Here is a 14763-nt window from a genome sequence, read left to right on the forward strand (position 1 = left end):
AGTTCATTTTTTACTTTCTTTCGTTTAATCTTTACTAGCAAATATACTCTCTATTGATCCATAGTCTTATAGAGCTTTTGTAGGTAACGCCAGCGAGTTATAAAGAAATATAAAACCTGTATACATATAAATGAAATTAAAATAAAGATAGAACTATTTAAAATTGAAAAATCGACTAATTGTTGTAATGCTGTATAAGCTACTACAGTATGAATTACTGCAACGATAATCGGTAAGAAGAACATTAATAGTAACTGCCTCGTTACAACTTTTTTTACTTCTCGTTTACTTAATCCCATTTTCGAAATCATTTTATATTGTTGTTGATCACGGTCCAAATCAGTATATAATCGGAAATAAATAAAACTAGCAGCAAATGTAAAGAAAACGATTCCGACTAAAACACTTGCCATAAGTAATAATCCATTTGTTTGCTTTGCACTTAACAAATCTAACGTTAAAGATTTAAAGTAGAAATCACCATTACTAACATTTTTTTCGAATATACTATTTAATTGGTTTGAAATCTCTTTTGTTTTCATCCAATCGTCTACAACAAATCCGTACGTACGATTTTGCTTACTTATATCATCTTGGTCACTAGAAATAGGGATTTCATCATATACATGATCTTGAACAGTAATATAAATACTTTCAGTATCATGCGGTAAAACTAAATTTTCTCCAGCTTTTTTTACACGAAATGTTTTTGTCCAATCTCCTTGAATGACTTCAATATTCTTTTTATAATCACCGTTTTTAAATTCTTGTTTTTGTGACACTCTTCCAGGAATCAACAAAACTTCATCTTCTTTTTCAATCGTTTCCTGTTGATATCCAAGTGCCCTCGCAAGTCCGTTATATTCACTCAACTTCATTACATTTACGTTACTTTCTGTATATTTATTTAAAGATGAAGCCATGCGATACGGAATATTTGCATCAGACAGGTGTTTTTTTATAATAGAGAGATGTTTATCTATCATATTGTCTTTTTCAGGAGCTATATACAAAAGTGTATATGGATTTGTCATCCTTACCAATTCTTTATTTCCAAGGGCAGCTGTTGTACCAATTGCTGTAAATGCAACTGCTGAAACAATGGATACTATAAAAAACATTGTCGCATTATCTTTCATACGGTAGATCAATTCTGAAAATGTTAATATATTTGTTCTCTTTAAAAAGAATGATTCACTCCTTTTAGCAAGATACAATATATACACGCTACACTGTGTATATAAAAAGTACGTTCCTATAATTACTAAGAGCACACCCATTCCGAGCATAATAAAATTGTGATTTTGAATAAAGCGAAATACTGAAATATATCCATACCCTATACTAATTAAAGAAAGTAACGATAATATTATTGAAGCTTTCGGTTCAGGCTTTGGCTTTTCTCCAGCTTGAATAAGTTCCACAAGTTCGGTTACTTTAACCGTTTTAAATGTAACTAACGAAACGATTAAAAATAAGACTAGAAACGTGAAAACTGTTAATAATACAGCCTGCACTGGTATATAAAAAGGTAAACCATTATTAATCATTAATACACTAGCGCTTATCAATAAGACTAATTTAGAAAATATGAGTCCAATGAAAATCCCTATACAAATTGAGCCAAGTCCAATCAACATATTTTCAATTAACAATAGCTTCTTAAGCTGTCTCATCGACATACCGTGCATCATTAATATCCCAAATTCTTTTTTACGCGTTTTTAAAAATGAACTAACTGAATATAGAATGAAGAAAAATGAAAATACAAAAATCAAGCCTTGCGAAACTGAAAATCCCAATGTACCAAATGCACTTATTGTTGCACTTGTCGATTTTAACTCCCCTTGTAAATCCGGATGGAATAATAAAAGAGCATACGTAAAGAAAATCATAATCGAAAATGCACTACTTAAAAAATGGGCAGCATATGTACGCTTATTGCGAAAAATATTATTAAATGCGAATTGACGAAAAGTCATGCCTTTTCCCTCCTAACAAAGAAAGGACATCCATAATCTTTTGATAAAATGCTTGCCTACTTTCACCTCGGTAAATTTCATTATACAATTGACCATCTTTTATAAAAATAACTCTGCTACAAAAACTCGCTGCATACGGATCATGTGTAACTAACATCATCGTTGCCTTTTCTTCCTTATTTAGAGTATCTAACATCTCCATTACATCATTTGAAGATTTAGAATCTAAATTCCCTGTTGGTTCATCTGCAAGTAATAATTGCGGCTTATGAACAATTGCACGAGCGATTGCTGTTCTTTGAGCTTGTCCCCCTGATATTTCAAACGTTCTTTTATCCAATATATCTGTAATATTTAATTTCGCTGCAATTTCTTCTACCCGATTGTTCATTTCTTGCACAGAAACACCATCTAATGTCATCGGCAATACGATATTTTCCTTCACTGTAAGCGTACTAAGCAAATTAAATGATTGGAATACAAATCCTAATTGCTTTCTACGAAATAAAGCTAATTCTTCAGATGATAACTGGAAAGGATTTGTACCATTTATTACTATTTCACCCGATGTTGGAGAGTCGATAGTAGATACCATATTTAATAACGTTGTTTTCCCGCTCCCTGATGGCCCCATAATACCTATAAATTCACCTTCTTGAATTGATAAATCAATATCTACTAATGCTTTAAAAGGCACTTTCCCTTTATATACTTTACTAATACTTTTTGCATGTAAAATTTCCATTTATATTCTCCCTTCATTTGCACTTCTTACAATAGAGTGTAAATGAATTGTCTTATAACTCATATTGATTCATCTTTCATTTATCTTACACGCTTGTAAGATTTCTAAAAAAACTGATAATAAAACTGTTTCCAAACTAAAATAAATGCATAACTATCTTATAATAATTATATAGTGGCAGGAAATACAATAGTATATCAAAACTTTATTATATAAAATGCAAAAAGCTTAGAGTTATAGCTCTAAGCTTTTTTTTGCACTGTATGATCATTCCCTTTAAAGAGCACTATTTTTTATCCATTTGGATTTACTCAATACATAATGATTAAAAATTTGACTTTCTATCGTCTGTTGACTCAAAAAAACAAACCCGCATTTTTCAATAACTTTATTTGACGGTACGTTATTAATTAATGCAATTGCGTTAAGGACATCCACATTTGTATTTTCAAACAAATAGCCGATCAAGCCTTGTGTCGCATTCGTTGCATATCCATTATTATGATATTCACTTGAAACAGCATACATAATTTCTCTATTCGGTGCAGGAAGTTCATCTTTCATACCTGTGCAGCACCATCCAACAAATTCATTTGTAGTTTTCTTAAATATTCCTAGTCTTAATATGTGATCATCTATGTTAGACGTAGTTCTCACTGCATGAAGAAATGCTTTGTTTTCTGGTATTTCTTCATTTGTAACCCAATTAACTCGTTGTTCTTTCGTTGATTTCCAGTCTGGTAAAAACTTTTCTATTTCTGGTTGATTTGCTATTTTATAAATACTCTCTGCATCTTTGACCGTAAACTCTTGTAGGTATATATCTCCACAATCTATTTTAAATAAATTAGTCAAACTCTCTTCTCCCCCTTCCCTTACGTTAAAGCGCCTTAATCTGCTTCGTAAGTTCCATAAACCGTTCGTCTAGTTCTTTATATTCTTTGTCTTTAGAAGTTAAAAAGCTTAATTTCCCTAATACTTCTTGTCTTTCTGTTTCTAACGTTAAACGTAGCTCTTCCATTTCATCTCTAGTTTTCGTAGGTTCTTCAAGCTGTTTTTGTATCGTATTGTTTAAAAACAAGAGCTTTGCGTTAGTTGTTTTCTCCAGAAAATATCGATCGTGAGAAACGATTACGAGTGTTCCGTTATACTCAGCTAATGTATTTTCAAGCTGTTCACGTGAAGGTAGATCAAGATGATTCGTCGGTTCGTCTAAAATAAGTACATCTTTTTCATCTAAAATATAAGCCATGAGCTTACATTTCACTCTTTCTCCCATACTCATATACTCAATTGACTCTTTCCATTGAGAAGCTTGGAATCCTAAATGTTTCATTAAATTTTGGACTTTTCCTCTCTTCTCAAATGTCTCTTTATAAAATAAATCTTCTGGTGTTTTATCAAGCGGTAAATCAAATACTTCTTGTGTTAAATATCCAACGTTTGCTGATGGTGAAATCCATACTTCTCCTTCGACAGTTTCTGTTCCCATAATCATCTTTAGTAACGTTGTTTTCCCGCTACCGTTTGGTCCAATAATCGCAACCTTTTCACCGTGCTGAATTGTAAAATTAACGTTTTCAAATAATATCCGATTATTAAATTCTTTCCGTAATTGTTTTACTTCTAAGAAACGTTTTCCTACTTTTTTACTCGCTTGAATAGAAAATTCAACTGAATACTCTTCTTTCACACGTTCTATCTTCGTTTTCTCCAGCTCTTTTTCGAGGCGTTTTCGTTTTGATTTAACTTGCGCGTCCATTCGCTTCGCCTTTACACGATAAAACTCTTTCACTCCTTCTTGTTTTGTAGACTGCGCATGTGCCTTTTGTGACCATGAACTTAATTCTTTTATATGTGTTTCTACTTGTTCTATCTTCTTTTGTTGTTTTTCATATTCACGCTGCTGCGTCAATCTTTTATGCTCACGTTCTTTCATATAACTTGTATAATCACCAATATGATCAATTAATTTCTTATCCTCAATTGACCATATTCTAGTTGCGACAACATCTAAAAAGTATCGATCATGTGATACGACGATAACTGTACCTTTCATATTTTTTATTTGCTTAATGAGAAATTCCGTACTCATCTCATCTAAATGATTTGTCGGTTCGTCTAAAATTAAAACATTAGGATTTTCAGCAAACCCTTTTGCTAATCGAACTTTCAGCTTTTCGCCACCACTTAAAGTAAGGAAATCGTTCGTTGGCACACCCCATTTCGCAAGAAGTTCGGCTTCTTTTGCAATCATATCCTTACTAACGAAAGATTCTTTTTCTTGTTCAACATATGCTGTTGTCACATTCATTTGCATCCATTCAACAGTGCCTTTTGATGGTTCAATTTTCCCATTTATTAATTGAAGTAACGTTGATTTACCAGCCCCGTTTTTACCAATTAACCCGATAACATCCCCTTGTCTTACTATCACATTCATTTTCTCTAACAAAGTATTTTCCTTTATTTCAACATAAACATCATTTAATTTTAATAGTTCTTTCATAATACCGATCCCTTTCATTAAGGGAGAATAAAAAAATCCTCCCAAATAAATTTGGCAGGATTAGTCGTTAAAATATTTACACCCAAATAAGCTATTGCGTAACATAAATAGCAATACCGCTGTATGGAAATTGGGCAGACTAATCCTATTTTTTAGAAATTGAAATTTATTGAATTTCAACATTTAAAAATAAGATTAGTTAATCATCGTCCACCCATCATTCCTTTCCGTCGTTAATAACCATATTGTACCATGATAGTACTGTATGAGTAAATACAATTATATGTGCTATTATTATGATTGCTTTCTTCTAGGTCTATTTATCATTTCTTAGCTTCAAATTGAATAAGCATACTTTATTTTTCTTTAGATTTCACTAATAATATCCTTCTAAGCATTCCCTCTTATATAATTTTTATATAACTGTATGATTAATTTTATATTATACATACTACATTTCAGTTTTTATAATAAAGTTATCATTTTTAAGGAGGGATTCTACAATGGAATTTAGCAAACTCGGAAACAGTGGATTAACAGTAAGTAAGATTGCATACGGTAACTGGATAAATCATGGTGGAAAAGTAAATGAAGATACTGCAAATGAATGTGTGAAAGCTGCATTAGATGTTGGAATTACAACATTCGATACTGCAGATGTTTATTCGGACACTATTGCTGAGGAGATACTTGGTCGCTCTTTGAAAGGACTACGCCGAGAAAGTATAGAGCTTTGTACAAAAGTTTGCCATCCAACCGGACCTGGAAAAAATGATCGTGGATTATCACGCAAACATATTATAGAAAATTGTAATGCATCGTTACAACGGCTACATACAGAATACATTGATGTCTATTATGCACATCGATTCGATACAACAACTCCTCTTGAAGAAACAATGTTAGCGTTCTCAGATCTTGTAAGACAAGGTAAAGTCCTTTATTTAGGTGTAAGTGAATGGACATCGGAGCAAATCACACGCGGTGCAGCACTTGCCCGAGAATTGAACATTCCTCTTATCGCTAGCCAGCCTCAATATTCGATGTTATGGCGAGTGATCGAAACAGATATAATACTACATGTCAACGTGAAGGACTTGGTCAAGTTGTTTGGTCTCCCCTCGCACAAGGTATTCTCACTGGAAAATACCAACCAGGTAAACCAATTCCTGCTCAATCACGTGCTAATTCAAATGCGGGAAAACCGTTTTTTAACAAACTCGTACAACGTTGGATGAGTGATAATGTACTTACTGCTATACAAAAACTTAATCCTATTGCACAAGAAAATCATCTCACCCTACCTCAACTCGCAGTTGCTTGGGTACTACAAAATCCAGCTGTTTCCTCTGCTATTATTGGCGCTTCCAATCCGGAGCAAATAAGAGAAAATGTAATTGCTTCTAATGTTACATTGTCACCTGAAATTATGGGTCAAATTGATAGTGTGCTAAAAGGTTTCATTGAATATGATCCAAGTAAAACAGGTTAAATCATCAGTGACTTAACAATAAATATAGTACCTTTCCAAATTCACTACTGCCCATCCAATCAAGATGGGCCTTTATTTTTCAAATTCAAGTTGTGAAGTCTTATAAATCTCTCTAACAACTACTAAGAAGTTCTCGAGTACGACGGACTTTTCATCTTGTCTCCATCCAGCGTATAAATTTATCTCCGGTGTATTTTCTTGAATCTCTTTATACATGACTCCCGATTTTTTATAACTTTCCACTGATGATGGAACGACAGAAATCCCCATACCTGCTGCAACTAAATTAACAATCGTCTGCATTTGAATCGCCTCTTGAACAATATTTAAACTTACTCCATGTTCCCAAAAGTAACTAATAATTAAATCATAAAAGTTCGTACCGAAATGACGAGGAAATAAAACAAATGGTTCATCTACTAGTTCTTTAATAGAAATATTAGGTAACGAAACTAATGGGTGACTTTCATATAAAACCAATTTTAAACGTTCTTTGGAACAAACTTCGGAAGATAATATTTCATTATTTTGCATAGAACGAATAAATCCAATGTGAATTTGTTTTTCATAGAGCGCTTTTATTTGCTGGTCTGTTGTCATCTCACGTAATATAAGCTGAATTTTAGGAAACCGTTCTCGAAACGTTTTTAATATGTTTATAACCGTTTCTATAGAATCAACAAAACCGATGATTAAATGCCCGATCTTCCCTTCATCCGCGAGCTGTGTTTCTTTAATGGTTCTATCGACTTGAAGTAACGTTTGTCGCGCACCTTCTAAAAAGATTTTCCCCGCATCGGTAAGCTCAACCATCCTTTTTGTCCTGTGAAGAAGTTGAACACCTAATTCTTCTTCCAACTTTCGAATTTCTTGACTTAAAGGCGGTTGTGCCATCATAAGACGTTCTGCCGCACGACTAAAGTTTAATTCTTCTGCCACTGTTATGAAATATTTCATTTTACGAATATCCATTCCAATCCCCCTAACATTCACAACTAGTAAAAAAACCCTCCTTCTAATAAATTGTAAATAAAAACAGGAGGAAACTATATCAATCCCTTTTCGTTTCTTTTTTATCATAAATCATGCCATAAAAATACGAGAGATTTATACTAAATTAAATTACATGATTTGGGCAATTTCATTACTTTCATATATTATTTGATTTACCATTTGGTTGAGTAACGAGTACTTGATATTTTATTCACCTAATTATAAAAATAAAATGTAATTCGTTACCCAATAACCACTTATTGTTTTTCGATAAATTTTTATTGATTACTCTCCTGTAATAAGCTATTATATGTTTGTAGAAAATATTAATATAGGGATTGAATTTATGGACAGGACATTAAAAATCACAAAATTAAATATGTTTTTAAGGATTTGTCTCATCCCGATTATAGTAGGGATTATTGTTGGTATACTAACTAAATTGGGGCAAGGTATACTTCCAGGACATTGGAATTCATTAGCGAATCTAGGAAGCGTTTGGTTAGTTCCATCCTTTTTTGTGGCTAGCTTTAGTTATTCTAAGCGTACAGCTATACTTTCTGGTATCCTTGCACTACTCGGTATGGTATTAGGCTACTATGGTTATGCAATAGTTATTACAAATGTAGCTCACTCTATTTATTTTATATCTGTATGGATCGTATGTGCATTTATAGGGGGAACTATCTTTGGAATTGCAGGTTTTCTATGGAAAGATGCTACAAATCCACTTCATAAATTCGGAAGCGCACTTATTAGTGGAGTTTTTGTAACGGATGGACTTCACATTCTTTTAAATTATGAAGACTATAGTCATATGTTACCTGTTGGATATACCGAAGTGATAGTCGGGATTATCTTCATTCTTGTATTAGAACGCTCTAATGCTAATCGAATTTCTTCTTTCTTAATGATGGTCCCTATCACTATTTTAGGATTAATTGGATATAAATTATTAAGTTTGTTTACTTAATTACAATACTGTATCATGAAAAAACAAAAGACAAATTCTATTATAATCCACAAAACATATCACGAATTCGAACATTATACTTATTAATGTTGATACACTTATTCATAGTATGGATTCATGAAGCTATCTCTTTCAAAGGGGTGGCTTTTTTCTTACAAAAACTATTTCTCAGCTTTTTATTAAATATTTCTAATTTAACAATCGTATTTAATAGCGTGTCGTTAAACATACTAAGATGACCTTTTACCATTTCATATAATCGCCATAAGGTGAAACTTTAATCAATGGAAGTTTTCTTCATCCCCCACTAATTATTAGTTGAACCAATCGGACTGCCCATTAAAGCGGGATAAAATAAGGCTAAAAAACTTATCTCCAAAGTTCTTTAGCCTAAGTCACTTATTTACACATTAAAAAATATAATTCGTACAACGGTACCTTTACCAACTTTTGAATGGATTTCTACACTATGTCCTAATTGTTTCGTAATTTCATATACAAGATATAGCCCCATTCCGGTTGATTCTTTAAAATCTCTACCATTTTCTCCTGTAAAGAAAGGTTTAAACACTCTTGGTACATCTTGCTTCGGAATTCCTACACCACTATCGATAATTTCAAGTATGACGTTATTACCTTCCTTACAAGCATTTACTTTAATCTTCTCTCTACTACCTGACGAATATTTAATCGCATTCGATAGTATTTGTCCAATTAAAAATTGTAACCATTTCGCATCACTTTCCACAGTAATATCCTTATCAATTGTAAGCTCTGGATATACAAAATTCCGGATGAAGAAGCGTTTATGTTCATGCACGGAATCATTCACTATTTTATGTAGCTGTACTTTTTCCACATAAAAATCTTGTGTAAATGCTTCTAAACGTGCGACATACAAAGCCATCTCTAACCCCTTTTTCAACCTATCTGTTTCCTCATTTATACTTTCAAAACGTGGGTCTACTTCATCCTGTGTAATCAATTCTATTACAGATAGAGGTGTTTTCATTTGATGTATCCACTGGTTCATAAAGGTTAAATGATCACTATTTTTTCTCTCTTGTATTTGCAGTTGATTTTGATAATGGCGATATTGCACCTCAAGTAGGTCTTGAAGCGCAGTAGATACAGCTGAAAAATCAGATTTTTGAACAGATTCATCCAAAGATTCAAGCGGATTTGCTAATCGTTCATAAAAAGAGCGATGTGTAAAGTAACGAAATACTAAATAACTCAACATAAAAAATGCACCTAAAAACATTGCATATAATGCCGTTGCAATATGGTTATGCCCATCAAACCAATATACAAGAAATATGGCTAGTAGTTGGATTGCTGTAAAACAAATAAGTGGTATATGATCTCGAATAAACAATCTTATCATTTTTCCATACCAGTATCCCAAGTAATATGTAATCTATAACCGACACTACGAATCGTTTCAATCGCATCTTCAATCTGTAATGTTTTTAACTTTTTACGAACACGAGTTGTATTTACGCTTAAAGTATTATCGTCAACATAAGATTCGCTATCCCATAATTTATTTAATAACACTTCTCTACCCACAACACGCGGATAATTTTTCATTAACATCTCTAATAAAATAGCTTCATTTCTTGTTATATCAATCTCTTGATTCTTAAGCTTCAATACAAGCCTTTCGGGATATAAACAAAGACCTTGTTGCTCAACCATCCGTTCTTCTACTTTCGGTGCATAATCTCCGTAAGCACGTCTTAAATGACTACGAATTTTAGCCATTACAACTTCGTAATGGAATGGCTTTGAAATAAAATCATCGCCACCGTTTTCAAGCGCCATAACTTGATCCATCGTGCCTTCACGAGCCGAAATAAATAGTATCGGGCATGTAGAAACTCCACGAATTTGACGACACCAATAGTAACCATCAAAACTTGGTAAATTAATATCTAATAAAACTAACTCTGGTTGTTCTTCTAAAAAAATGTTTAATACATTTTGAAAATCCGATACAATAATTCCTTCGTATCCATATTTCGCGACATGTGTTGATAATAGTTCTGCAATTTTCATATCGTCTTCTACAATCATAATTTTAACCATGTGATTACTCCTTTTTCGATCCACAATCTTATATTCAATTATATAAAATAAATACTACCTTTTTTTATATAATCCGTAAATCCAAAAAGGATACTTTTATACAACAGCATCCTTCTTCTATTATTTCTTATTTAATATGAAATTCACTCAAAGTAAATCTCAATTGCTCCACATAATTCATACCTAATTCCATCCGAGCAGTCTTCAATGGATCCACAACTTGGCAAATTTTCAAATTACCTGCAGCTGATAATAAAAGCGTTGCATCAGCTTTAGACATTTCTAATTCTTCATGTAAAAATGTCACCATATTACGTACAGCACGATTCGCTGCATCATCTAACAATTTCTCTGAAGCAATCGTCATTACTTTTTCTTTTTGAATAGCCATTGGTAGTGGCCATTTCTTTCCTTTTATAATTTGAACTGTTACAGTAACCTCACCAGCAACCTCTACTCCACTAACACCAATTTCACCATCACCCATCGCCGCGTGTAAATCACCTAATGCTAATAGAGCGCCAGGAACATTTACAGGTAATAGTAATGTTGTCCCTTCTTTTATTTCTTTACAGTCCATATTACCGCCGTGATCATGCGGAGTGCCACATGAAATACTCTCTTCTTTCGGCGCAGTACCAATAACACCAATCATTGGATTAATCGGAATTTGTAGTTCATTTGAAAACAAAACATGTTCATTATGTATCAGGACAATTTTCACTGTATTTCCGTTTAAATCTTCACCCATTACGCCAAGATTCGTGCCAGTAGTTAAAACACCTTGCTCTGCAATTTTAATCTTTTCAATCGATACAACTAAAATATCACCAGGTTCTGCACCATTAATATATACTGGACCAGTCGCTGGATTAATTCGGTTCCAATCTAATTCTTGAAACGCAACATCTTCAGAGTCAATTTGATTTTCAAAGCAATCATATGTTTCAAATACAAGACGACTCCCTACTTCTACTGCCATACAAGGCTGATTATCTGGTGACATTGCGTAAACGATATGTTCTTTATGAATGCGATACATGTTATCTCTCCTTTTTTATATTACTCTACAATTATTAATTAGCTTTTTTCGTAAAAGCTCCTTTTAATATTTATTGATATTTACATATAGAAAAGCACTTAGCTTATTTTCATACATACACTCTTTACTATAACAGGTAAAGAAAGGTGGTAGCACTATGCCCCTTATTCCATATAACGAAAGCGATGTGGATTTGCTAGCTCGCTTAATTCGTGCTGAAGCTGAAGGAGAAGGTCGACAAGGTGAACAACTTGTTGGTTGCGTAGTAGTAAATCGTGTATTTTGTGATTGCTTAGATTTTAAACAACTTCGATCTGTGCGTGATGCAGTATATCAAAATCCCGGTGGATTTGAAGCAGTGCAATACGGATATTTTTATCAGCGTGCTCGCGAATCAGAAAAAGATATCGCAAGAAAAGTTTTACAAGGTGAATGGCGCTGGCCAGCACGATGGGCTCTTTGGTATTTTCGTCCAACTGGAGCTTGTCCACCTGAATGGTATAACCAACCGTTTGCAGGGCAATTTAAAAGTCATTGTTTTTATGAACCTCGTGGTGATGAATGTCCAAAAATGTATTCACGATAGCAAAATTTGAAACGCAAATACTTAAATCTCTGAGTACTTGCGTTTCTTTTAGATTGTTTAGAAATCTTCTAATAATGCGATGAACTTTTCAACTCCCACAACATGTATTAATAACGGTATACGTGGGCCGCTAGACTGATTCATAATGAGCCTATATATAATCAAAAACAATTGTTTTTGATTTTCTTTCATTATTTTTTTATTTTCATGATGACAAATTGAATACAAATTTTCCATTAAGTTAGAGTAATCTTTATTAGAACGAAGTATTTTGCAAACTTCTACTAACCATTCTTTCTGTCTTTCATCTAATGTGTTGTAAAACTCTGTATTTCTCTCTTGATTTACCGCAATTAATTTTTCAGATTGAAAGTTTCTTATCAAATACTCTGCGCGGTTACATATCGCTATCATAGCATCTAATGTATAACTTCTATCTATTTTTTCTAATGTATCTTGTAAAATAGATGAATCAAAATTTAATAGTGGTAACGTTCCTGCTACTTGGTTAAATTTCGGATATTCTTTAAACCCACTATCAACTCTAGAGAGTTTAATTGCATCAAATAAATCTTCATTTTTGAGCATTTTATTCTCATAACTATCTTTCAATCGTTCATATTCTGTATAATTGCGAATCACATCTTCATCAAGACCGATATGAAAAGCTGCGTTTGGTCTATATTTAGCAAACATGAAAAGAATCACTTCTGGTAAATACACTTTTAACAACTCACTAGGTGTAATACTATTCCCTGAAGAACTAGACATTTTTTCGTGATGCCCTTTTATTCCTATGAAATCATACGCAACGTAATGAGGAGCTTCACGATTAAATATTTCTTTTGCGATTTCCTTGGATACATTATAACTACCCGTTTCCGATGAATGATCTCTTCCACCCGGTTCAAAAATAACATCCTCTATCATCCACCTCATCGGCCAATCGATTTTCCAATTCAGTTTCATTTTATTTGTATTTAATACTGATAATTCATTTTGATTTCCACATACACATTCATACTGAACTGATTTTAATACTTCATCAAAATGTGTAATCGTTGTTGCATCTTTCCCGCATTTTTCACAATATAATGTAACTGGATAAAAGCTCTCTCGCTCTTCTTCACTACACTCTCCAGTTTTAAAACCCATTAAAATATCATATATTTCTTTTCTTTTATATAAAGACTCGAATATATTTTCGTTATACCGTCTGCTTCTATATTCAGCATGTTGATTTATGAATTCCACTTCAATTCCAAATGCTTGAAGAGATTTCTCAAACTCTTTTTCAAAATGCTCTGCATACGAATTATGACAGCCATATGGATCTGGAATATCACAGTACGGCATACCAATATATTTTGCAAAAGATGGATCAATATTTTTAGGAACTTTTCTAAATCTATCATAATCATCCCATGAGAATATAAAACGAGTCTTTTTCCCTAAATCTTGTAGTGCTCTTACCACGAAATACGTCGTTATTATTTCACGAAAGTTCCCGATATGAACAGAACCAGATGGACTTATTCCAGATGCGCAAACAAACGTTTCTTTGTTTGGATGTTTTCTAATTAATTCATGTGCTACTTCATACGCCCAATGCATATGTTACTCACCTCAATTATTATTTGTTTTCACATTTTCAAATTTATGCAATAAAAAAACTCCCACCCCCAAGATTATTCATCTTGAGGACGAGAGTTGTTAGCTTCGCGGTACCACCTCAGTTTGTTAATACGTCGCCATATTAACCTCTTCAGGTACGGCAAAATATGCTTATACCCTATCTCTATAACGGGAGAACCCGTCGCACCATCCCTAAACAAATTAGTTCCTTGCGCAGCTCCAAGTCTTTTTTCATTAAGATGTATACCGCTCTTTCTCAGCTACCAGAGCTCTCTGTACGTATTCTTTCTTAACTACTCTTCTCTTCCATGCCATTTTAAATATTAGTTTTTTCATATGATAATTTATAATACTTTTATTGTCAAACTTTTCCGAACTAAAATTCTATCTAAATAAATGCTTTATCGCTTCTAATTGAATTTTATGACTACATTCATCACAACAATATGTCCCTTTCGGTTTCTCTTTAAATCGCTTATATTTTTCACTTCCTTCGTATACACGGAATATATTTTTACAAGAAAAGCAAACAATTTCATAAAACATCATATGCATTTTCCTCTCCATGTTTATACATTTTTTAATCACTTGAGAAAATCAGTTTTCCAAAGTACAAATCTTAATATCTTCTGACTAAAGGTTTACCTCTATTCTTATCGAATTATATAAATATCTTATAAAGCGAGGTGAACATCTTGATCAGTAATATAGAATT

12 protein-coding genes, 1 pseudogene and 1 other annotated feature are annotated in these 14763 nt (G+C 32.9%); of the genes and pseudogenes, 3 read left to right on the top strand and 10 right to left on the bottom strand.

What is annotated here, in order from left to right; genetic code table 11:
- Positions 1–50: 50 nt before the first annotated feature.
- The 4 genes from PDL00_RS26265 to abc-f form a co-directional block, all read right to left on the bottom strand.
- Positions 51–1982: an ABC transporter permease gene (locus tag PDL00_RS26265; RefSeq protein ID WP_270732205.1), complete on the bottom strand. Its 1932-nt coding sequence runs from the start codon at positions 1980–1982 to the stop codon at positions 51–53.
- Positions 1957–2727, bottom strand: coding sequence for an ABC transporter ATP-binding protein (locus PDL00_RS26270; RefSeq protein ID WP_270732206.1), 771 nt, complete (start codon positions 2725–2727; stop codon positions 1957–1959). Before PDL00_RS26270 ends, PDL00_RS26265 begins: the two co-directional genes overlap by 26 nt.
- Positions 2728–3003: 276 nt before the next feature.
- Positions 3004–3582, bottom strand: coding sequence for a GNAT family N-acetyltransferase (locus PDL00_RS26275; RefSeq protein WP_270732208.1), 579 nt, complete (start codon positions 3580–3582; stop codon positions 3004–3006).
- A gap of 25 nt (positions 3583–3607) precedes the next feature.
- On the bottom strand, positions 3608–5236 hold the full coding sequence (gene abc-f / locus PDL00_RS26280; protein WP_270732209.1) for a ribosomal protection-like ABC-F family protein: 1629 nt from the start codon (positions 5234–5236) through the stop codon (positions 3608–3610).
- A gap of 503 nt (positions 5237–5739) precedes the next feature.
- Here abc-f and PDL00_RS26285 point away from each other — a divergent pair.
- Positions 5740–6728 (top strand): annotated as a pseudogene (locus PDL00_RS26285) (aldo/keto reductase family protein).
- Between the two features lie 72 nt (positions 6729–6800).
- Here the strand turns inward: PDL00_RS26285 and PDL00_RS26290 are convergent.
- The gene (locus PDL00_RS26290) at positions 6801–7700 is read right to left on the bottom strand and encodes a LysR family transcriptional regulator (protein ID WP_270732210.1); all 900 of its coding nucleotides are present in this window, start codon (positions 7698–7700) and stop codon (positions 6801–6803) included.
- A 367-nt stretch (positions 7701–8067) separates the two neighbouring features.
- Between PDL00_RS26290 and PDL00_RS26295 the strand changes: the two genes are divergently transcribed.
- Positions 8068–8694 (top strand): DUF6518 family protein, encoded by a 627-nt coding sequence (locus PDL00_RS26295; RefSeq protein WP_270732212.1) that lies wholly within the window; start codon positions 8068–8070, stop codon positions 8692–8694.
- Between the two features lie 403 nt (positions 8695–9097).
- Here PDL00_RS26295 and PDL00_RS26300 read toward each other — a convergent pair whose 3' ends face one another.
- The 3 genes from PDL00_RS26300 to PDL00_RS26310 all read right to left on the bottom strand — a co-directional run bounded on the left by PDL00_RS26300 (position 9098) and on the right by PDL00_RS26310 (position 11827).
- Complete coding sequence (locus PDL00_RS26300) at positions 9098–10081, bottom strand: sensor histidine kinase (RefSeq protein ID WP_270732213.1); 984 nt, start codon at positions 10079–10081, stop codon at positions 9098–9100.
- Positions 10078–10785: a response regulator transcription factor gene (locus PDL00_RS26305; protein WP_046955980.1), complete on the bottom strand. Its 708-nt coding sequence runs from the start codon at positions 10783–10785 to the stop codon at positions 10078–10080. Before PDL00_RS26305 ends, PDL00_RS26300 begins: the two co-directional genes overlap by 4 nt.
- A 127-nt stretch (positions 10786–10912) precedes the next feature.
- Complete coding sequence (locus PDL00_RS26310; protein ID WP_270732215.1) at positions 10913–11827, bottom strand: acetamidase/formamidase family protein; 915 nt, start codon at positions 11825–11827, stop codon at positions 10913–10915.
- A gap of 157 nt (positions 11828–11984) precedes the next feature.
- Between PDL00_RS26310 and PDL00_RS26315 the strand changes: the two genes are divergently transcribed.
- Entirely contained in the window at positions 11985–12413 is a 429-nt protein-coding gene (locus PDL00_RS26315; RefSeq protein WP_270732217.1) for a cell wall hydrolase, read from the top strand.
- 57 nt (positions 12414–12470) lie between these two features.
- Here PDL00_RS26315 and lysS read toward each other — a convergent pair whose 3' ends face one another.
- Positions 12471–14027 (bottom strand): lysine--tRNA ligase, encoded by a 1557-nt coding sequence (gene lysS, locus PDL00_RS26320; RefSeq protein WP_270732219.1) that lies wholly within the window; start codon positions 14025–14027, stop codon positions 12471–12473.
- Positions 14028–14109: 82 nt separating this feature from the next.
- Positions 14110–14366 (bottom strand) — a binding site (T-box leader).
- A gap of 66 nt (positions 14367–14432) precedes the next feature.
- A complete protein-coding gene (locus PDL00_RS26325) occupies positions 14433–14603 on the bottom strand; it encodes a DUF2197 domain-containing protein (protein WP_064774857.1) in 171 nt (56 codons plus the stop codon).
- Positions 14604–14763: the final 160 nt, after the last annotated feature.

Source organism: Bacillus cereus group sp. TH152-1LC (assembly GCF_027710505.1).
GTDB lineage: Bacteria > Bacillota > Bacilli > Bacillales > Bacillaceae_G > Bacillus_A > Bacillus_A mobilis.